Source organism: Microbacterium sp. PAMC22086, from assembly GCF_019443525.1.
GTDB lineage: Bacteria > Actinomycetota > Actinomycetes > Actinomycetales > Microbacteriaceae > Microbacterium > Microbacterium maritypicum.
The window spans coordinates 1408728-1427960 of sequence record NZ_CP080380.1; the positions used below are offsets into that span (position 1 = coordinate 1408728).

Consider the following 19233-nt stretch of genomic DNA (forward strand, 5'->3'; position numbering starts at 1 on the left):
CGCTCCGGTCGGATGCCTCGTCAGTCGGCGAGTGCCAGCGCGCGGAAGGCATCGCGTTCGCGGAGCTGTTCGCGACGGCTGGCGGCGGCATCCGTCATCCGGCTCGGTACCTGCTGGCCGGTGGTGCGTCGGTAGAGCTCATCGATGAGGTCGGTGGCGAGGCCGACGAGCTTCGCGATCTCGCGGTCGTCGCGGTCGATCCAGACGCAGCGCGGCTCATCGTGGATCGGAGCGAAGTCGACGTGCTCCTCCCACACGAACAGGGTCCGTTCGGCTCCGAGCACGTGCTGCTGCCACCAGACCTGGCGCAGGTAGGTGCGGGGGATGCCGCGGAAAGCCTTGTTCGTGGTCTTGATCTCGGCGAGCTTCACGCGCCCGTCCCCGCCGACCGCGATGCCATCGGGGGTGGCGAGGTGGCGGTGCTCGACCTCGGCGCGGAACAGCGCCGAGGAGGGGAGGATGCCGTGGGTCGCCGCGACCCATGCGGCGATCTCCGGCTCGCGCCGACGACCGTGATCGGTGTAGGCGTTGCCGCCGAAGCGGGGCCCTCCGCCCAGTTTGGAGTCGGCCGCCCTGGCGATCGACTTCTCCGAGGTCAGTCCTGCCACATCGGTGGCGGTGATGCCCCGCGAGCGCGCCCTCAGCCACGCCACGCGGTCGCGGGAGTCCGCGACGATGCGTGCAGAGAGTTCCGGTGTCACCCTTCGACCCTAACCCCGCCCGCCGACCCTCCCTCCCGTACACGCCGCCCTCACGCGTCCGCCCCTCCCGCATCCGCGTACCCCTCCCGCATCCCAAGGTGGTCGCCGAAACCCACGGTGGTCGCCGAAACCCACGCCCGCAGTCGCGTGGGGGCATGGGTCTCGGCGATAAGCATGGGTCCGGGTGCCGCCAGGCGGTCAGGAGCTCCTCTGCCTGTCGTTCTGCACGGCGGCGATGTGAAGCGACTTGTCCGCACCTCTCGGAAGTTCGAGTCTTCGCGATGCGGGTGGCGCGCGCGACGAGTGAGGATCGAGTTCATGCGCAAGTCCGTCACCATCGAAGAAGCGCGCCGGCTCCTTCTCGCCAGAAGCGATGTGCTCGCTCGAGGGGTATCTGAGCGCGAACTCCGCGCCATGGTCGACAACGGCTCGATCGTGCGAGTGCGTCGCGGCTGGTATGTGGATTCTGCGGAGTGGGAGCAGCTCTGGACCGAAGGTCGCCATCTGATGAAGGTGCTCGCCGTGCATCGGGAATCCGCCGGCGGTGGTGCCGCACTCTGCTTCGCCTCGGCGGCCGTGATCCACGGACTCCCGCTCTATCGGACTTCGACGACGTACGTTCACGCGGTTCTCCGCCCGACGAGTCGAAGCAGGGTGAAGTGGGGCGTCGCGAGGCACGACCTCACACTTCGTGAGAGCGACCTCGTGGAAGTCGAGGGCATCAGATGCACCTCGCTCGAGAGGACCGTGTTCGATCTGGCGTCCCGGCTTACGCCTGAAGCGGCGATCGCCGTCGCCGACGCGGCGCTGCGGCGCATCGCCGTGCGCAGACACGAGCAGGACCATATCGCCGCCGCAGAGTGGAGGGACGAACTCGGGAGGCGGGCGCAAGCCCTCTCGAACCGGGGCATCCGTCAGCCCCGAGAGGTGATCGCGTTCTCGGATGGCCGCGCCCAGCTTCCTGGAGAGAGCGTGAGTCGTCTGCACCTTCACCGACTCGGGTTCACCGAGGTCGATCTGCAGTCGCGCGTCACCGGACCGCATGGCGAGGACTATCGGCTCGACTTCGCCTTTCGGGGAGCGCAGACGTTCGGCGAGTTCGACGGGCGAGGAAAGTACCTCTATCCGACGTTGCGTACAGGGATGTCGGCGGAGGCCGTGGTGCTCGCGGAGAAGCATCGGGAGGATGCGATTCGCGGTGTCACCGGGTGGCGGATCGTCCGCTGGGGATCCGAGCACCTCGTCACGTCAGATGCTCTCGGCGCGCGGCTCGGTGCGTTCGGCCTCCGCCCCTGATCCCGGGCTTCGAGACCTCTCGTGCGCTGGCCCGCGCCGCGCGCTCCTGTGCGCCACGTCCCCGAGACCCATGTGTGCCGCCGAGGCCCACGCTCGGATGCGCATTCAAGTGTGGGCCTCGGCGGGGAACGTGGGTCTCATCAGGGCGCGTGGGTCTCGTCAGGGGAGGGGGAGAGGGAGAGGGACGGGGCGAGTGGATTTGGGGGGAGAGGTGCGGGTGGGGTACAGTTATCCCGAACCGAAGACCGCTGGTCATCGTCGTGTGCGAAAGCGCGCAGCGATCGAAGCTCTGCACAGCAGGGGCCCGCGCAGGACACGAACTTTCCAAAGCTCCGTGCGCTTGCGCCGGAGCTTTTCTCTTTGCAGGTGGTCCAGGTCGGCGCCTCACCACCGTGCGGCGCCTCGTACACACCAAGGAGTGACCATGGCGCAGAAGGATGCATCGGTCGCCGAGCTCACGAAGTCATTCGAGAACTCGACTGCCGTTCTGCTGACCGAGTACCGCGGTCTGACGGTTGCCCAGCTCAAGGAGCTGCGCAACAGCATCCGTCAGGACGCTGAGTACGCCGTGGTGAAGAACACGCTGACCAAGATCGCCGCCAACAAGGCTGGCATCTCCGCGCTGGACGACGACCTCAAGGGTCCGTCGGCTGTCGCGTTCGTGCACGGTGACTTCGTCGCCACCGCCAAGGCTCTGCGTGACTTCGCCAAGGCCAACCCGCTTCTCGTGATCAAGTCCGGCATCTTCGAGGGCAACGCCCTCACCGCGGACGAGGTCAACAAGTACGCCGCGCTCGAGAGCCGTGAGGTTCTGCTGGCGAAGGCTGCGGGCATGATGAAGGCGACGATGGGCAAGGCTGCCGCCACCATCGATGCTCTTCGCGAAAAGCTGGAGACCGCAGAGGCCGCGTAAGCGACCTGCGATCTCGTCTACAAACCCCATCTATCTAGGAGATACATCATGGCGAAGCTTTCCACCGAGGAACTGCTCGAGCAGTTCGCCGGCCTGACCCTCATCGAGCTCAACGAGTTCGTGAAGGCGTTCGAGGAGAAGTTCGAGGTCACCGCTGCTGCTCCCGTCGCCGTCGCCGGTGCTGCGGGTGGCGCAGGCGCTGCTGAGGCTGAGGAAGAGAAGGACTCCTTCGACGTCATCCTCGAGGCTGCTGGCGACAAGAAGATCCAGGTCATCAAGACCGTCCGCGAGCTCACCTCGCTGGGTCTCGGCGAGGCCAAGGCTGTCGTCGACGGTGCCCCGAAGGCTGTCCTTGAGGGCGCCAACAAGGAGACCGCCGAGAAGGCCAAGGCTGCTCTCGAAGAGGCAGGCGCAACGGTTACCCTCAAGTAATCGCGACGCTCACGCGTTTCTCAACGAAGGCCCCGGGTTCGCCCCGGGGCCTTCGTGCGTTTCCCGCCGGTCTCGCGGCCGCCCCGCATGCCGGAGTGCCGCGAGGTCAGCGCGGGGGAGCCGTGGAGCTGCGCACCACGAGGGCGGACGCCGCGTCGACGAGTTCGAGCGGAGCATCGGGGTGTTCCATTTGCCGCGTCAGCAGGCGCACCGCTTCGTGTCCCTGGTCGCGTGGCGACTGCCCGATCGTGGTCAGGGAGAACATGTCCGCGTGCTCGTGGTCGTCGATGCCGACGACGCTCAGCTCGGTCGGCACGGCGATTCCCAGTCGCCGGGCGGCGATGATCGCGCCGATCGCGGCTTCGTCGCACACCCCGACGATGGCCGTCGGGCGCCGTCGCCGGTCGCCGAGCAGCCCCGCCGCGGCCGTGTAGCCGCCCGGCATGGTCGGGGCGGCGCCGGCCACGCGCGCATGCGCCGCGAGTCCCGCGGCCTGCAGTGCGCCGCGGTACCCCTCGAGGCGCTGGGCGTCGCCGAAGCTCAGCTCCGCGGTGTCCGTCGAGCCGCCGACGAAGGCGATGTCGGTGTGTCCGAGTTCGATGAGGTGCTCGGTGGCGATGCGCGCGGCCGCCGTGTCATCGATCGACACGGCGCTCGAGCCGTCGCTGTACGGACCGACGCTGACGAGCGGTCGTCCTGTTCGCTGCAGCCGCTCGAGCTCGTGAGCGCTCGGCTGGATGCCCACGGCGATGATCCCGTCGAAGCGCCTCCCGGGTAGGACGCTCTCGAACAGCCCCTCCCTGGTCTTCGACCCCTCGGGGACGCCGTACAGCGAAAGGTCGTAGTCGAGGGCGAACAGCGACTCCTGCACCCCGGCGAGCAGCTCGGCGAAGAACCACCGGTCCACGGGTGGCATGACGATGCCCACGGTCTGGGTGCGTCCTGTCGCCAGGCTCGTGGCGGAGGAGTGCGCGACATAGGAGAGATCGCGAGCTGCGCTCTCGACGCGCTTCCGGGTCGCCTCCGACACGTATCCGCGGCCGCTCAGGGCGCGACTGGCGGTGGCCTTCGATACGCCTGCACGTGACGCGACATCCGCGATCGTGCTCATCGGTCCTCCTCGACCTGATCACGCGGCCTGCGTGGCCTCGACGCGGGGTGCGCGCCGCGTCACAGCGTAGTCGTCGTCGCCGAAAAAGGGAACCGGTTCCAGGCGCACGGCGAGGGAGCGCTCCCATCTCGTCGGGAGTCGGTGCATCGAATGGTTGCGAGCTTGTGACCCTAGCGTGTTGTGCAGGGATGCGGATGGCCAGTAGGTTGGCCTGGAATCGGTTCCCTAACGATGCCCCGGGGTGGCATCGCACAGCCGGGAACCTGTACTCGAAGAGGAGAATTCACATGGCTCTGTCACAGCGTTCCCGGCGTTACGCGCCGCTCGCCCTGCTGGGGGTCGCGGGCATCGCGCTCGCCGGATGCGGGGCTCCGGGTGGGGCACCCGGCACCGACGGGGGTGACGGGGGCGATGCCACCGTCACGATCTACGGCACGATCGTCGATGATGAGGCGAAGCTCCTCCAGGAGTCCTGGAAGGACTGGGCCGACGAGAACGGCATCACGATCAAGTACGAGGGCAGCCAGGACTTCGAGACCCAGCTCGGTACGCGTGCGCAGGGCGGCAACCCGCCGGACATCGCGATCTTCCCGCAGCCGGGCCTGTTCGCCGACTTCGCCAACCGCGACTACCTGAAGCCCGCGCCGGAAGAGGTCGAGAAGAACGCCAACGAGTACTGGACCGAGGACTGGGTCAACTACGGCACGGTCGACGGCACGTTCTACGGTGCGCCGCTGATGGCCAACGTCAAGGGCTGGATCTGGTACTCGCCGGCAAAGTTCGCCGAATGGGGCGTCGAGGTTCCCAAGACGCTCGACGAGATGGGCGCCCTCACCGAGAAGATCCAGGCGACGACCGGCACTCCCGCCTGGTGTGCCGGCTTCGAGTCGGGCACCGCGACCGGATGGCCGGGAACGGACTGGGTCGAGGACTACGTGCTGCGTCAGTCCGGTCCGGACGTCTACGACCAGTGGGTCACCAACGAGGTCAAGTTCACCGACCCGCAGATCAAGCAGGCGTTCGACTCGGTCGGCGAGGTCCTGCTGAACCCGGCCAACGTCAACGCCGGCTTCGGTGACGTGCGCTCGATCAACTCCACCGCGTTCGGTGATGTCGCTCCGAAGCTCGCCGGCGGCGAGTGCGCGCTGACCCACCAGGCCTCGTTCCTCTCGGGCTTCTTCCCCGACGGCACGAAGGTCGCCGAGGACGGCGACGTCTGGGCGTTCATGCTCCCGGGCGAGTCTGCGGATGACTCCGCCGTCACCGGTGCCGGCGAGATCGTCGGAGCGTTCAGCGACTCCGAGGCCACTCAGAAGGTGCTCGCGTACCTGTCCAGCCCCGAGTGGGCGAACAGCCGCGTCAGCCTGGGCGGTGTCACCTCCGCGAACAACGGGCTCGACCCCGCGAACGCGAAGGACCCGATCCTGCAGGAGACCATCAAGATCCTCCAGGACCCGAACACGACGTTCCGCTTCGACGCGTCCGACCTGATGCCGGGTGCTGTCGGCGCCGGCACGTTCTGGAAGGGCATGGTGGCGTGGGTCAACGGCACCCCCACGGACGACGTCCTCACGCAGATCCAGACGGGCTGGCCCGCCAGCTGAGAGAAGAGGAGGGCCGCCCTCTGGGGGGCGGCCCTTCTTCTCTCATGACGCCGCACGTCGATGTGCGCTCGTCGATCCGCTCCGCGTGATGAAGGGGAATCCGTGAACGCGACAATTTTCTTCCAGTGGATCGGCTCGCTCCCGCCGATCCTGCAGGCGGTCGCCGTCGTCATCGCATTCGCGGTGGTCGTGGCAGTCATCCTGCTCCTCGTGGACATCGCTCCACGCAGGGGGGCGCTGTACACCGGCATCCGGCTGGCGATGTGCCTGCTCATCCCGCTCGCCGTGATGTGGTTCTTCAACTCCTACTACTGGGCGATGGGTGTGGCCGTCGCCGTGGGTGCGCTGTTCTTCTGGCTGGACTATCGATCACGCGATGGCGCGGGATACCTGATCCAGCTCGTCGCCTTCATGGCACCGGCGATCCTGCTGCTGCTGGTCGGCCTGATCCTGCCGTCGATCCAGACGATGTACTCGTCGTTCCTGAGCTCGTCGGGCAAGGACTTCGTCGGGTTCGCCAACTATCTGTGGATCTTCACGCAGTCCGACGGCATCACCGCGGTGGTCAACACGATCATCTGGGTGCTCGTGGTCCCCACCGTCTCGACGATCGTCGGTCTCGCCTACGCGGTGTTCATCGATCGCACCCGCGGCGAGAAGATCTACAAGGTCCTCGTCTTCATGCCGATGGCCATCTCGTTCGTCGGCGCCGGCATCATCTGGCGCTTCATGTACGAGTACCGCGGGCCCCAGTTCGAGCAGATCGGACTCCTCAACCAGATCATGGTCTGGTTCGGGGGTGAGCCGCAGCAGTGGCTGCTGAACGAGCCGTGGAACACTCTGTTCCTCATCGTCGTGCTCATCTGGGTGCAGACCGGTTTCGCGATGGTGCTGCTGTCGGCGTCGATCAAGGGTGTGCCGCAGGAGCTGCTCGAGGCGGCGGAACTCGACGGTGCGAACGCCTGGGAGCGGTTCGTCTCGGTGACCGTTCCGTCCATCCGGCCCGCTCTGATCGTGGTGCTGACCACGATCTCCATCGCCTCTCTCAAGGTGTTCGACATCGTGCGGACGATGACCGCCGGCAACTACGGAACCTCGGTGCTCGCAAACGAGATGTACACGCAGTTCTCGAAGTTCGAGGCCGGCCGCAGCGCCGCGCTCTCCGTCATCCTGTTCATCCTGGTGCTGCCGATCGTCATCTACAACGCACGCCAGATCAAGAAGCAGCGGGAGATCCGATGACCGACACCCTGAAGTCCGAATCCGCTGTCAGCACACGAGCGATCACGACCGGGGGCGGCCTCGACGGCGCCGCAGGGCGCACTCGCAAGAAGCTGACGCGCCCCTGGGCATCCGTCGCCTCCATCCTGATCGCGGTGCTGTGGACCCTTCCGACGCTGGGGCTGTTCATCTCCTCGTTCCGTCCTCGCGACCAGATCCAGTCGTCCGGATGGTGGACGTTCTTCTCCGACCCGCAGGTGACGCTCGAGAACTATGTCGACGTGCTGCAGTCCGGCACGACCCAGCTGACCATCCTCGAATCGTTCATCAACTCCATCGCGATCACCATCCCGGCGACGCTGGTGCCGTTGATGATCGCGTCGATGGCGGCGTACGCCTTCGCGTGGATCGACTTCAAGGGCCGCAACGCGCTGTTCATCTTCGTGTTCGCCCTGCAGATCGTGCCGATCCAGATGGCGCTCGTGCCGCTGCTGAGCTCGTTCTCCCGAGGCATCAACCTCTTCGGGCTGCAGGTCACGACGCCGCTGGATGCGTCCTCCGGCTACGCGCAGGTGTGGATCGCGCACACCATGTTCGCGCTGCCGCTGGCGATCTACCTCCTGCACAACTTCATGTCGGAGATCCCGGGGGAGATCATCGAGGCGGCACGCGTCGACGGCGCCTCCCGCGGACAGATCTTCTTCCGCGTGGTGCTGCCCCTGACGATGCCGGCGATCGCGTCCGTCGCGATCTTCCAGTTCCTGTGGGTGTGGAACGACCTGCTCGTCGGACTGGTGTTCGCCGACGGCGCCGCGGCGCCGATCACGAAGCTGCTCGCCGAGATCACGGGCACGAGAGGAAACGACTGGTACCTGCTCACGGCGGGCGCCTTCGTCTCGATCATCGTGCCGCTGATCGTGTTCTTCGCCCTGCAGCGCTACTTCGTCCGCGGCCTGCTGGCCGGATCGACGAAGGGCTGAGCTTCGAGAGACGGCGGGGGCCTTTCGAGAGGACGGATGCCGCGGTCGGGTGCAATACAGCCCCGGTCGCGGCATCCGCGCGTCTACCCTGAAGTCATGAAGTACGCAGACTCCATCGTGGACCTCGTCGGCGACACGCCCCTCGTGAAGCTCCAGCACGTCACCGAGGGCGTCGCGTGCACGGTGCTCGTCAAGCTCGAGTACATGAACCCCGGCGGCTCTTCGAAAGACCGCATCGCCGCGCGCATCATCGACGCCGCCGAGGCCTCGGGCGATCTGAAGCCCGGGGGCACGATCGTCGAACCCACCAGCGGCAACACCGGCGTGGGCCTGGCGCTGGTCGCGCAGCAGCGTGGCTACAAGTGCGTGTTCGTGCTGCCGGACAAGGTCGGTGAGGACAAGATCGACGTGCTGCGGGCCTACGGCGCGGACGTCGTGGTCACTCCGACGGCTGTCTCTCCCGACAGTCCGGAGTCGTACTACAGCGTGAGCGATCGACTGGCCAGGGAGATCCCCGGGGCGTTCAAGCCGAACCAGTACGAGAACCCGAACGGTCCGCGCAGCCACTACGAGACCACGGGACCGGAGATCTGGCGCGACGCCGACGGCGAGGTCACGCACTTCGTGGCGGGCGTCGGCACGGGCGGCACGATCACAGGGACGGGCCGGTACCTGCGTGAGATCTCGGAAGGACGGGTGCGGATCGTCGGCGTCGACCCGGAAGGCAGCGTCTACAGCGGCGGCACCGGGAGGCCGTACCTCGTGGAGGGCGTGGGCGAGGACATCTGGCCCGGCGCGTATGATCCGACGGTGCCGCATGAGATCGTCGCGGTCGACGATGCCGAGTCCTTCGCGATGACGCGGCGCCTCGCGCGCGAGGAGGGAATCCTCGTCGGCGGGTCGAGCGGCATGGCCGTCGTCGGTGCGCTGCGCGTGGCGCGGGAGCTGCCGGCGGACGCTGTGATGGTGGTGCTGCTTCCCGACGGAGGGCGCGGCTACCTGGGGAAGATCTTCAACGACGGATGGATGCGCTCCTACGGCTTCAGCGAGGTGGAGGACGGGGAGACCGTCGCCGACGTGCTCGCAGCTCGTCCGACCCGGCAGGGCACCGCAATCCCCGACCTCGTGCACGCCCACCCGACCGACACCGTGCTCGAGGCGATCGGCATCATGACCGAGTACGACGTCTCGCAGCTGGTCGTGCTCAGCGCCGAACCGCCGGTCATGATGGGCGAGGTGGTCGGCACGGTCGACGAGAAAGGGCTGCTCGATCTGCTGTTCCGTGGCGAGGCGAATGCGGCCGATGCCGTCGGCGCGCACGTGGGGGAGCGGCTTCCGCTCGTCGGCATCCACACCTCGGTCGCGCAGGCCAAGGCCGCGCTCGCCGACGCCGACGCGCTGCTGGTGACCGAGGACGGCAAGCCTCACACGGTCCTGACGCGTCAGGACCTGCTGGCGTATCTGTCGCGCTGAGCCGATGCCCCGACCCGGGGCGTAACCGGGAGGCCGTCCCCGCGAGGGCGGACGTAGGCTGAGGGGCATGTCCGATCACGCCTTCGCCACCCGAGCCATCCACGCAGGACAAGCGCCAGACCCCGTCACGGGCGCGATCATCCCGCCGATCTATCAGTCCTCGACGCATGTGCAGGACAGCGTCGGCGGTCTGCGCGGCGGATACGAGTACAACCGTGCGGGCAACCCGACGCGTTCCTCGCTCGAGACGCAGCTCGCGGCCCTGGAAGGGGGTGCGAGCGCGCTGTCGTTCGCATCCGGACTCGCCGCCGAGGATGCACTGCTGCGCGGGATCCTGAAGCCGGGTGACCACATCCTCCTGGGCAACGACGTGTACGGCGGCACGTACCGGCTGCTCACCCGCGTGCTCGCTCCCTGGGGCATCGAGACCACGACGGTCGAGCTCTCCGACGTCGATGCCCTCCGTGCGGCGATCCGTTCCGAGACGAAGGTCGTGTGGCTGGAGACGCCGAGCAATCCGCTCCTGAAGATCGTCGACATCGCCCTGATCGCCGAGATCGCGCACGCGGCCGGTCTGATCGTCGTCGTGGACAACACCTTCGCCTCGCCGGCGCTGCAGCAGCCGCTCGCGCTCGGCGCCGATGTGGTCGTGCACTCCACGACCAAGTACCTGGGCGGGCACTCGGATGTGCTCGGCGGCACGGTCGTGTTCGCCGACGACCGCTTCTTCGACCAGGTCAAGTTCCAGCAGTTCGCGGTCGGTGCCGTCTCCGCGCCGCTGGATGCCTGGCTGACCACTCGCGGCATCAAGACCCTGGCGCTGCGGATGCGGCAGCACTCCGAGAACGCGCAGGCCATCGCCGAGTGGGCGCAGGAGCGTCCGGAGTTCGCGCAGGTGTACTTCCCCGGGTTGCCCTCGCACCCCGGCCACGAGATCGCCGCGAAGCAGATGAGCGGATTCGGCGGGATGCTGTCGTTCGGGCTCGCCGCGGGAGCCGACACGGCACGGGCGTTCGTCGAGAGCACCTCGCTGTTCCAGCTCGCCGAGTCGCTGGGCGGCGTCGAGTCGCTCATCGGGTACCCGCCGGACATGACGCATGCCTCCGTGCGCGGCACCGAGCTCGCGGTCCCGGAGAACATCGTGCGGCTCTCGGTCGGCATCGAAGACGTGAGCGATCTGATCGCCGACCTCGAGCAGGCGCTCGACCGCGTCTCCCGCTGACCGCGCGAGACGCGGTATCCGAGACGCATCCCGCGCAGCTGCCAGGGTGCGTCTCGGATCTGTGGCGGTCGGAGGAGGGCAGAGCGGCGGTAACATAGGGGCTTCCCCAGGTCGAATCGATTCGACCCATGTATCCCCCCGAACTCTGGAAGGACGTCGTGTCCGACGCTCCCCGCACTGATTCCCTCCCCGTCGTGAAGGCGGACGATTCCGCTGCCGACGCGCAACAGGCCCCGCAGCCGGAGCGCACCGCGACGGGAAGCATCCGCATCCCGAGCGCGACCGGCGCGATCCGCACACTCGGCGCGAACCCCGCGACCGCTCCGGTCATGCTGCACCCCGGAGATGCGATCTCCCTCGGCCGCCGGACGCTGTACATCATCCTGCTCGGCGCGCTCACGGCTCTCGGCCCGTTCACGATCGACCTGTACCTCCCGGCGTTCCCGGTGCTGGAGGAGGTCTTCCAGACCACGGCCGCCGCGATCCAGCTGACCCTGACCGGGACGATGATCGGGTTCGCGCTCGGTCAGCTCGTGGTCGGACCGCTCAGTGACAAGGTCGGGCGTCGGGTGCCGCTCATCGCGGTCACCGCGCTGCACGTGCTCGCCAGCGTCGGGGCGGCCTTCGCGCCGGACCTCGGACTGCTCAGCGTCGCCCGCGTGCTCATGGGCGTGGGAGCGGCGGCCGGTGGCGTCGTGGCCATGGCGATCGTGCGCGACCTGTTCGGCGGGCGGCGACTGGTCGTCATGCTCTCCCGCCTCGCCCTGGTCTCGGGTGTGGCTCCGGTCATCGCGCCCCTGATCGGCTCGTGGCTGCTCACGCTCATGCCCTGGCGTGGGATCTTCGGCGTGCTCGCCGCCTACGGCGTGGTGATGCTGCTGTCGACGATCCTGTTCATCCCGGAGACCCTGCCCGTCGCACGTCGCCAGGGCCGGGGAGGGGCGACCATGCTGCAGCGGTACCGCTCCGTGCTCTCGGACCGGGTGTTCCTCGGCGTGCTCGTGATCGGCGGGATGACCTTCTCCGGCCTGTTCTCCTACCTGTCGGCATCGCCGTTCCTGTTCCAGGTGACGCACGGACTCGATGCGCAGCAGTACGGTCTGCTGTTCGCCGTGAACTCGCTCGGTGTCGTCTTCGGCGTGCAGACCGCGTCCCGACTCGCCGCGCGCTTCGGGCCGCAGTGGGTCATGGCCTACTCGACCGCGGTGCTGCTGCTCGCCGGAGTCGCGATCATCGTCACCGATCAGCTCGGCCTCGGGTTGTGGGGCACGGTGATCCCGCTGTTCGTGTTCATGACCGCGTGCGGATTCACGTTCCCGAACGTGCAGGTGCTGGCGCTCGACCGTCACGGAAAAGCCGCAGGAACCGCGGCGTCCATCATCGGTGCGACGAACTTCGGCGTCGCCGGCCTCATCTCGCCCGTCGTCGGATGGCTCTCGCACGACGCCGGGATCACCGCGACGACCATGGCCTCCGTCATGGTCGGATGCGCCGCGATCGGCATCCTGTCGCTCTGGTTCGTCGTGCGTCCGCGCACGGTCGGGATGCTCGCTCCATGAGTGTTCAGGCATCGTCCGACAGAATGGGACGATGAACAGGCGGATGCTGCTGTGGTGGGGAGTGGGCCTCCTCGCGCTCGCGACGGTGCTGGGTGCCGTGGTCGAGTTCGCCTACCCGGCGACCTCCGGGTTCGATCGGTGGTGGAACGACACGATCGCCGGGGCCCGTGCGGACTGGATGGTCGACTTCGCCCTCGCGCTGAACTGGGTCGGTGGTGGCTGGGTCGCCATCCTCGGAGTACCGCTGCTGACGATCCTGGTGCTCGTGATCGCACGGCGGTGGCGCGGTGCGCTGTTCGCCGCTCTCTGCTTCGCCGCGAGTGCCGCCGGTGTGCAGCTGCTCAAGCAGCTCTTCGGGCGTGCGCGGCCCGACGACATGCTGGTGGTGAGCGACTACGGCTCGTTCCCTTCCGGTCACACCGCGAACGCCGCGACGATCGCGCTCGTGCTCTGGGTGCTCTTCCCGCGGGTCTGGGTCGCGATCGTCGGGGCGGCATGGGTGCTCGCGATGGCCCTCTCGCGCACCTTCCTCTCGGTACACTGGGCGACCGACACCCTCGGCGGTGCGCTGGTCGGCGCCGGTGTCGTGCTGGTGCTCGCCGCCTGGCTGCTCCCGTGGGTGCAGCGCAACAGAGTCGCGGTCGAGGCGCCGATAGGCTGACAGGACCCGTTCCCTCCCGAGGAGTCGCCGTGTCCCGCATTCGTCCGTACCGCCCCACCGATCGTGCCGCGCTGTACGAGATCTGCGTGAAGACGGCGGATGCCGGGGCGGATGCGACCGGTGTGCTGTCGGACGATTCGCTGTGGGGCGACCTGTTCGCGGTGCCCTACGCCGAGCGTCATCCCGATCTCGCGTGGGTGGTCGAGAGCGACGACGAGCGCACGATCGGCTACATCGTGGCGACGGACGACACCGACGCTTTCTACACCTGGTTCCGTGAGGAGTGGTGGCCGACGCTCGAGGGACGCCACCCCCGGCCGGTGGAGGTGGCCACGCGGGAGGATCGGATGATCGACTACGGATACAGCCGTGCCGCCGGCATCGAGCCGAACGTCGGGGATCACCCGGCCCACCTGCACATCGACCTGCTTCCCGAGACACAGGGGCAGGGTCTGGGTCGCCAGCTCATCGAGACGCTGTTCGCCGAGCTGACCCGGCGCGGGGTGCGCGGGCTGCACCTGGGGATCGACCCGAACAATGCCGGTGCCGCCGCCTTCTACGAGCGGCTCGGGATGACGCGCCTGCCGGCGGAGCCGGGTGGTCAGATCTACGGCGTGCGCTTCGACGGCTGAGCCCTCGCGATTCCGGCGGCGAGGGCGGGCCCCGGTGCTCTCCCCTTCCGAGTCCCCAACGCCCCATCAACAAGAAGAGAGCCCCCGCACCAGCGGGGGCTCTCTTCTTGTTTGGCGGTGACGGCGGGATTCGAACCCGCGGTTGCTTGCACAACACACGCTTTCCAAGCGTGCTCCTTCGGCCGCTCGGACACGTCACCAAGGAACAACCTGTCCATCCTATCCGATGCCGGGCGTGCGACAGGACAGATCGCCGACACCCTGGCCTCCGGCACCCCCGGATGTGAAATATTGCACGTCACCTGCCGCCTGGATAGCCTCATGTGAGGACGTATCGCCTTCTATCGTGATACGACGTTTCTCTGGGGGAAGCATGCAGGCGAGTTCGACGGCGACACGAAGCGGCCACCGCACCGCGACGGCTTTCGAGCAGTATGTGAGCGCACGGCGCGGGTTCGTCGAGGGAGCGGTGTTCTTCCTGGAATCCGGCACGCACCACGAGGCGGTGCTGAGCGGGAGCAGGGCGGGGGACGTCGTCTTCACCCCGGCGGGGACGGCCGTGCGGAGCGATCCGCGAGTCGTCGAATACGACGGGCGCTTCTGCAGGCCCGGTGACCAGCTGACCCTCGACGGCAGGCAGACGCTCGAACTGCAGGAGTACGTCGCCGTTCCCTTCGTGTCGATCGTCGGGCCCACCGTCCTCCGGCAGTGCAGCGCGGACGGCGTGGCCGCCTTCTTCAGCGACGCCGACACGGCGAGGGAATCCGGCGTCTTCGTCGAGCAGCTGCTGAGCAGCGCCGTTCTCATCGACTCCCTCGTCTCCTTCGTCGGGACCGACCACGAGCCGGACGCTCTCGTGCGGGTCCACGTGAGCGCAGACGGCGAGTACCGGGACGGCCCCGACGGACTCGTTATCGGGGAGGTCGGAGATGAGCGTGCGGACGTCGAGGCCCGCGCCGTCGACGGCGCGGGCCGAGGGCGGGCCTTCGCGCGCATCGTCGACCGCGGCATGTTCGAGGCCGACCTCGACGACAGACGGTGGCTCGCGCGGTACGTGGCGGCGCTCGAGATACTGCGTCAGTGGGACGGGATCCCGGCGCGTCCGGCGATCTCGGGGTTCGGTGGGCACCTCGTGCGCGCGCTCGACGAACTCCCCGCGCTCCTGGGCGTCGTATCCGCCGACGCGCCGTTCCTACTGACCGGCGGCGATGACGAGTATCTGCTGGTGGATCCCGTGACTCGTCGTCGGTTCCGCCTCGGCATCGACGCCGCGCGTGCGGCCGAATGCCTGATCGCGACGGGAGACGAGTCGGCGGCGGTGTCCCTGCTCGCTGCTGAGCTCGACAGACGCGCGAGCAGCGTCGCTCCCGTGGTGCAGGAGGTCCGCGGCGACCTGGCAGCGGCGGGTCTCGACGTGGCCGCGAGCCGGGACGAAGGCCTCTGATGCGAGACGACGACCACGCTGCTCAGCCGGAGCTCTTCGGCGCCAGGGCGCTGCGCGAGTGGATCACCGGCGAGCATACGGAGCACTCCCGGATCTTCCTCCTCGAGGACGGAGCAGACGTCAGCGACCTCGACGACGTGGCCGGTCACGACGACGTGGTCCTGTTGCCGGCGGAGAGCGCGCCGTATGACGGGCCGGCCGGCACCGCCCGGTACAGCGGCGCGCTGCGCGAGGTCGGCGACGAGCTCTTCTTCGGCGAACGCGGCGTCGAGCTCCAGGACTACGTCGCGGCGGCGTTCGTGCAGATCATCGGTCCCACCGCCGTCCGCTTCTTCGATGAGACCAGCTGGCGAGCCTTCCTCGACGATGCGGAACTCGCGCGCCGCACCGGAGTCTTCCCCTCGGCGTTGACCGATCCGCGGGTGCTTCTCGCCGATCGCGCTGCGCTGGTGAGGCCGGATGGGCTGGAGGCCCCGAGCGCTCTCAGACTGAGCCCGGACGGCGCGGTCAGCCTGGGCCTGCAGGGCGAGATCCTCGGCAGCACCGCCGATCTCGAGGCGCTGCTCACGGTTCCGCTGCCCGGTGCTGCGGCACTGGGAGGCGTCGTGCCCCGTGATGTGCTCGCAGCCGACCTGGCGAGTCGCGAGTGGATCGCGCGATACCTCGGAGCAACGGACCTCATCAAGATGCTCCGGCTGGAGACTGCGACCGCCAAGATCTCCGGCTTCGGCTGGTCGCTCATCGATGACGGGCGCGCCGACGCCGAACCGCTGGCCACGGATCCGTTCCTGCTCGACACCGACGACGGTTTCCTGCTCGCGGACATCGGATCCCTGCGCCGCCAACTGCTGTCGGAGTCGACGGCCGTCGTCGTCGCCGCCACGCAGACCTCCCGTTCGACCGAGGTCGCGGCCGACCGCGTGGCTCGACGGCTCGGCATCGCGACACCCGACGCCCGCGCCCTGTGCCGCGAAGCCCGCACGGCGCTCAGCGTCCACGTAGGCACGCCCGCCGATGCGCGCTTCCGAACCGCGGGGGTCGAAGGGTGAGCCTGCCGCACGCGCTGTGGACGTCGATGCTCCCCGCGGACGAGATCTTCACGCACGACCGCGTGGCCGTCGGCGCGGCAGGGAACCGCATCGAGTTCGCTGACGGATCCACACGTCTGTGCGCGACGAGCGGTTTGTGGAACGTTCCACTCGGCTTCGGGAACTTGGCGGTCGCCGACGCGGTGGACAAGGCCACGCGTGACGCCTCGTACCTGTCGTTGTTCAGAGCGCCCCATCGGTACGCGCAAGACGCGGCGGAAGCCCTCATCGAATTGGCGGACCCGAGCCGCTACCGCCGCGTCATCTTCTCCACGTCCGGCGGGGCGGCGAATGACGCCGCGATGAAGCTCGCACGCCAGTACTGGTCGCAGAAGACGGGCGGGTCCCGTTCGATCGTGGTCGGCCTCAGAGGCGGCTATCACGGCACGATGTACGGAAGTCATGCCCTGAGCGGAGACGACCTCCTCCAATCCGCCTACTTCGTCGACCGCAGAGCGGTGAGACACGTCTCTCACAGTGACGACGGCGAAGAGCTGGAGAGGCTGCTCAAGCGGGAAGGATCCAGGGTGGCGTCGGTCGTCGTGGAACCTGTCCTCGGCAGCGGCGCGTACGCACTGTCGGAAGCGTTCATCGATCGCCTCCTCGCCCTCAGGGAGGAGTACGGCTTCCTGATCGTCGCCGATGAGGTCGCCACGGGGTTCGGCCGCACCGGGACGATGCTCGCCACCGACACCTGGGCGGCGGCACCGGACGTCCTGATCCTCTCCAAGGCACTGACGAACGGCGCGATGGGCGCCGCGGCGCTCCTGGTGGGTGACCGGGTCGCTTCCGAATTCGTCCGTGGGGGCTGGACGTTCGTCCACGGCGAGACGCAGGCGGGGACCCCGGCCTGCGCGGCGGCCATCATCGCGGTGATCGAGGAACTGCGCCGCATCGATGTGGAATCGACCACCCGGGCGCTGGGAGCCGGGCTGGGGGAGTTGGCGACGTCGTTGCTGTCGGACGGCGTGGTCACGGAGATCACCGGAAGGGGGTGCTTCGTCGGGCTCGGGCTTCGCGCCGAGGATCAGGCCCCGCTCTCCGGGGCGGAGGTGCTCCGCGTCGTCGCGGCCATCGCGCGCAACGGCGTCCTGGTGCAGCCCGGTCCCAGCTCGATCGAGCTGATTCCCGCCTACGGGTTCACCGCGGACGAGCTGCATGAGGTGGGCGCAGCCATCCGCTCAGGGCTGGCTCAGGCGCAGGAGGCATCCGCATGACCTCGGACTTCGCTGGTCGAGTTCCCACCCTGTGGCACGGAGAAGGGATCGCCCGGCAGATGATGGAGCGCCTCACGGCGGGCCGCGAGACTCTCGTGGTGGCGGACGCGGCTGTCGCGGCCCCCTTCCTGGAGGGCCACTCGGCGAGAACGATGACGATCGACGCACCCGCGGTGAACGTGGCAGCCGTCGTCACGATGGCGCAGGAGATCGTCCACCGGTCGCCGAGCGTCATCGTGGCCGTCGGCGGAGGAACCGTGCTCGACGCCAGCAAGATCGCCGCACTGGCGCTCGCCCGCGGGCGCGTGTTCGACTACGCGATCGGGCATGCGTCGAGGTCGGCGCTCACGTTCCTGCCCGACGCCCTGCCGGCTGTGGACATCATCGCCGTGCCGACGACGCTGGGCACGTCGTCCGAGACGAACAGCGTCGGCATCCTCACGACCGACCGCGGTCACCGACTCATCGTGGGGCACGCCCTGAGACCACGGCACGCGATCATCGATCCCTGCAACCTCACCTCCCTCACGCCCGAAGCCGTGAGGGAGGGAGCGCTGGAGGCGTTCCTCCGTCTGGCGGGCGCCTCGACGAGCGCGCGGAGAAGCGCCAGAGGGAACCGCGACGCCGTCGCCCTCGGCCGAGCGCTCATCGACGCGGCGACCCGCGACCCCGACTCGGCGGCGGGAAGGCTCCGCATCGCGCGACTGAGTGCCGCGACCCAGCGCAGCGCCGCGCTCAGAGGGTGGGATCCCTACAGTGCCCGTCATTGGTATGTGGCGAACGAAGTGGCCTTTCTGCTGCAGGTCCGCAAGATCGTCGCCACGGCGGCGGTCATCGCCGCGGTCTGGCGACGAATCTGCTCGGGAGACACGCGCTGGGGCGATCGGAGGAGCCTGGAGGGGTTCTGGGCGCGGGCGTCGATCGGAACGACATTGCCCGTCGAACCGCCCGCCGGGATCGCTGCGCTCCTCGACCGCTGGGGGATTCCGCGTCCGCCCGAGCCGAGCGCTCATGACGTGGACCGCATCTCCGCCGCCACCGAAGCGGCATGGGGAAATCGCCAGCCGATGCTCCCCGGTCTCACCGCGGGCGACTTCCGTGATCTGCTCCGCGAATCGTGCTGGAGCCCTGAGCCGGTCGGCGCAGATCGCCGACCATCGACCGTGCTTTCGAAGGAGGTGAATTAGATGGGCAGAAATGAGGAGACGAGTATCCGGTTCCAGGAACTGGAAACGATGGAGGCCCCCAGCTGGGAGAGCTTCTATCAGGGCGCGATAGGTGCGCTGGTTCTCATCGGGATCGGCGCAGCCGCCGCGACGTGACCTCTGGTGGCGGAACACGAGAAGCGGAAGGGAGGTAAGGATGCACACCGCAATGCCGACGCTCGAGTTCACGGAACTCGAGGCCATGGAGGCCCTGAACGACACCGATGACTACATCCGCGGATTCGCCGTGGGCGTGATCATCGGAATTCTCGCCTTGACCTAAGCCCAGCATTCGAAAGCTCGACAAAGGAGGTTCGCCTTGCAGACGGAATCGCTGGAATTCACAGAACTCGAACACATCGACGCACCGCTCGAATGGTGGGAGCACGCCAGCTACATCATCGCCATCATCGGCGGAGCGGCAGCGATCGCAACCTGACCGCGGGGTGCGGGCGTATCTCGCACGCCCGCACC

At 68.1% G+C, this 19233-nt stretch carries 20 protein-coding genes and 1 tRNA gene; 18 read left to right on the forward strand and 3 right to left on the reverse strand.

Annotated elements, in window-relative coordinates; translation table 11 throughout:
- Positions 1–20 precede the first annotated feature (20 nt).
- Positions 21–701, reverse strand: a complete 681-nt coding sequence (locus tag KY497_RS07115) for a YqaJ viral recombinase family protein (RefSeq protein ID WP_219870162.1) — start codon at positions 699–701, stop codon at positions 21–23.
- Positions 702–1019: 318 nt separating this feature from the next.
- Here KY497_RS07115 and KY497_RS07120 point away from each other — a divergent pair, with 318 nt between their 5' ends.
- The 3 genes from KY497_RS07120 to rplL all read left to right on the forward strand — a co-directional run bounded on the left by KY497_RS07120 (position 1020) and on the right by rplL (position 3342).
- Positions 1020–1997, forward strand: a complete 978-nt coding sequence (locus KY497_RS07120; protein WP_219870163.1) for a hypothetical protein — start codon at positions 1020–1022, stop codon at positions 1995–1997.
- 424 nt (positions 1998–2421) lie between these two features.
- Positions 2422–2910, forward strand: a complete 489-nt coding sequence (gene rplJ, locus KY497_RS07125; protein WP_017829129.1) for a 50S ribosomal protein L10 — start codon at positions 2422–2424, stop codon at positions 2908–2910.
- 48 nt (positions 2911–2958) lie between these two features.
- Positions 2959–3342 carry a 50S ribosomal protein L7/L12 gene (rplL, locus tag KY497_RS07130; RefSeq protein ID WP_017829128.1) on the forward strand — a complete coding sequence of 128 codons (384 nt, stop codon included), beginning with the start codon at positions 2959–2961 and terminating at the stop codon, positions 3340–3342.
- Positions 3343–3448: 106 nt separating this feature from the next.
- Here rplL and KY497_RS07135 read toward each other — a convergent pair whose 3' ends face one another.
- Positions 3449–4453 (reverse strand): LacI family DNA-binding transcriptional regulator, encoded by a 1005-nt coding sequence (locus tag KY497_RS07135; RefSeq protein ID WP_219870164.1) that lies wholly within the window; start codon positions 4451–4453, stop codon positions 3449–3451.
- Between the two features lie 287 nt (positions 4454–4740).
- Between KY497_RS07135 and KY497_RS07140 the strand changes: the two genes are divergently transcribed.
- The 8 genes from KY497_RS07140 (at position 4741) to KY497_RS07175 (ending at position 13805) form a co-directional block, all read left to right on the forward strand.
- Positions 4741–6057: an ABC transporter substrate-binding protein gene (locus tag KY497_RS07140; protein ID WP_219870165.1), complete on the forward strand. Its 1317-nt coding sequence runs from the start codon at positions 4741–4743 to the stop codon at positions 6055–6057.
- Positions 6058–6159: 102 nt separating this feature from the next.
- On the forward strand, positions 6160–7299 hold the full coding sequence (locus tag KY497_RS07145; protein ID WP_200942436.1) for a carbohydrate ABC transporter permease: 1140 nt from the start codon (positions 6160–6162) through the stop codon (positions 7297–7299).
- Positions 7296–8258: a carbohydrate ABC transporter permease gene (locus KY497_RS07150; RefSeq protein WP_141385804.1), complete on the forward strand. Its 963-nt coding sequence runs from the start codon at positions 7296–7298 to the stop codon at positions 8256–8258. Before KY497_RS07145 ends, KY497_RS07150 begins: the two co-directional genes overlap by 4 nt.
- A gap of 96 nt (positions 8259–8354) precedes the next feature.
- On the forward strand, positions 8355–9731 hold the full coding sequence (locus tag KY497_RS07155) for a cystathionine beta-synthase (protein WP_219870166.1): 1377 nt from the start codon (positions 8355–8357) through the stop codon (positions 9729–9731).
- A gap of 67 nt (positions 9732–9798) precedes the next feature.
- Positions 9799–10953, forward strand: a complete 1155-nt coding sequence (locus KY497_RS07160) for a cystathionine gamma-synthase (protein WP_219870167.1) — start codon at positions 9799–9801, stop codon at positions 10951–10953.
- Between the two features lie 158 nt (positions 10954–11111).
- Positions 11112–12512: a multidrug effflux MFS transporter gene (locus tag KY497_RS07165; RefSeq protein ID WP_219870168.1), complete on the forward strand. Its 1401-nt coding sequence runs from the start codon at positions 11112–11114 to the stop codon at positions 12510–12512.
- 31 nt (positions 12513–12543) lie between these two features.
- Positions 12544–13173 (forward strand): phosphatase PAP2 family protein, encoded by a 630-nt coding sequence (locus tag KY497_RS07170; RefSeq protein ID WP_258185945.1) that lies wholly within the window; start codon positions 12544–12546, stop codon positions 13171–13173.
- Between the two features lie 29 nt (positions 13174–13202).
- Complete coding sequence (locus KY497_RS07175) at positions 13203–13805, forward strand: GNAT family N-acetyltransferase (RefSeq protein WP_141385806.1); 603 nt, start codon at positions 13203–13205, stop codon at positions 13803–13805.
- 112 nt (positions 13806–13917) lie between these two features.
- On the opposite strand, the gene KY497_RS07180 is transcribed toward KY497_RS07175, so the two are convergent.
- Positions 13918–14005: transfer RNA gene (locus KY497_RS07180), tRNA-Ser, on the reverse strand.
- Between the two features lie 173 nt (positions 14006–14178).
- On the opposite strand from KY497_RS07180, the gene mpaB (KY497_RS07185) reads away from it, so the two are divergent.
- From mpaB (KY497_RS07185) to mpaA3, 7 genes are read left to right on the forward strand one after another with little or no spacing between them, the layout of a single operon-like run.
- A complete protein-coding gene (mpaB, locus tag KY497_RS07185; RefSeq protein WP_219870169.1) occupies positions 14179–15249 on the forward strand; it encodes a daptide biosynthesis RiPP recognition protein in 1071 nt (356 codons plus the stop codon).
- Positions 15249–16298: a daptide biosynthesis RiPP recognition protein gene (gene mpaB, locus KY497_RS07190; RefSeq protein ID WP_219870170.1), complete on the forward strand. Its 1050-nt coding sequence runs from the start codon at positions 15249–15251 to the stop codon at positions 16296–16298. Before mpaB (KY497_RS07185) ends, mpaB (KY497_RS07190) begins: the two co-directional genes overlap by 1 nt.
- Positions 16295–17554 (forward strand): daptide-type RiPP biosynthesis aminotransferase, encoded by a 1260-nt coding sequence (gene mpaD, locus KY497_RS07195; protein WP_219870171.1) that lies wholly within the window; start codon positions 16295–16297, stop codon positions 17552–17554. The genes mpaB (KY497_RS07190) and mpaD overlap by 4 nt, the downstream gene beginning before the upstream one ends.
- Positions 17551–18741: a daptide-type RiPP biosynthesis dehydogenase gene (mpaC, locus tag KY497_RS07200; protein WP_219870172.1), complete on the forward strand. Its 1191-nt coding sequence runs from the start codon at positions 17551–17553 to the stop codon at positions 18739–18741. Before mpaD ends, mpaC begins: the two co-directional genes overlap by 4 nt.
- On the forward strand, positions 18742–18876 hold the full coding sequence (gene mpaA1, locus KY497_RS16660) for an MpaA1 family daptide-type RiPP (protein ID WP_017829103.1): 135 nt from the start codon (positions 18742–18744) through the stop codon (positions 18874–18876).
- 40 nt (positions 18877–18916) lie between these two features.
- A complete protein-coding gene (mpaA2, locus tag KY497_RS16665; RefSeq protein ID WP_255162400.1) occupies positions 18917–19042 on the forward strand; it encodes an MpaA2 family daptide-type RiPP in 126 nt (41 codons plus the stop codon).
- Between the two features lie 36 nt (positions 19043–19078).
- Positions 19079–19198: an MpaA3 family daptide-type RiPP gene (gene mpaA3, locus KY497_RS16890; RefSeq protein ID WP_017829101.1), complete on the forward strand. Its 120-nt coding sequence runs from the start codon at positions 19079–19081 to the stop codon at positions 19196–19198.
- The last annotated feature ends 35 nt before the right edge of the window (positions 19199–19233 follow it).

Coding starts and splice junctions, on each gene's coding strand:
- KY497_RS07140 (WP_219870165.1), top strand. CDS start 4,741: ATGGCTCTGTCACAGCGTTCCCGGCGTTACGCGCCGCTCGCCCTGCTG.
- mpaC (WP_219870172.1), top strand. CDS start 17,551: ATGACCTCGGACTTCGCTGGTCGAGTTCCCACCCTGTGGCACGGAGAA.
- KY497_RS07170 (WP_258185945.1), top strand. CDS start 12,544: ATGAACAGGCGGATGCTGCTGTGGTGGGGAGTGGGCCTCCTCGCGCTC.
- rplL (WP_017829128.1), top strand. CDS start 2,959: ATGGCGAAGCTTTCCACCGAGGAACTGCTCGAGCAGTTCGCCGGCCTG.
- mpaB (WP_219870169.1), top strand. CDS start 14,179: ATGCAGGCGAGTTCGACGGCGACACGAAGCGGCCACCGCACCGCGACG.
- KY497_RS07135 (WP_219870164.1), bottom strand. CDS start 4,453: ATGAGCACGATCGCGGATGTCGCGTCACGTGCAGGCGTATCGAAGGCC.
- mpaB (WP_219870170.1), top strand. CDS start 15,249: ATGCGAGACGACGACCACGCTGCTCAGCCGGAGCTCTTCGGCGCCAGG.
- KY497_RS07150 (WP_141385804.1), top strand. CDS start 7,296: ATGACCGACACCCTGAAGTCCGAATCCGCTGTCAGCACACGAGCGATC.
- mpaA1 (WP_017829103.1), top strand. CDS start 18,742: ATGGGCAGAAATGAGGAGACGAGTATCCGGTTCCAGGAACTGGAAACG.
- KY497_RS07120 (WP_219870163.1), top strand. CDS start 1,020: ATGCGCAAGTCCGTCACCATCGAAGAAGCGCGCCGGCTCCTTCTCGCC.
- KY497_RS07160 (WP_219870167.1), top strand. CDS start 9,799: ATGTCCGATCACGCCTTCGCCACCCGAGCCATCCACGCAGGACAAGCG.
- rplJ (WP_017829129.1), top strand. CDS start 2,422: ATGGCGCAGAAGGATGCATCGGTCGCCGAGCTCACGAAGTCATTCGAG.
- mpaA2 (WP_255162400.1), top strand. CDS start 18,917: ATGCACACCGCAATGCCGACGCTCGAGTTCACGGAACTCGAGGCCATG.
- KY497_RS07155 (WP_219870166.1), top strand. CDS start 8,355: ATGAAGTACGCAGACTCCATCGTGGACCTCGTCGGCGACACGCCCCTC.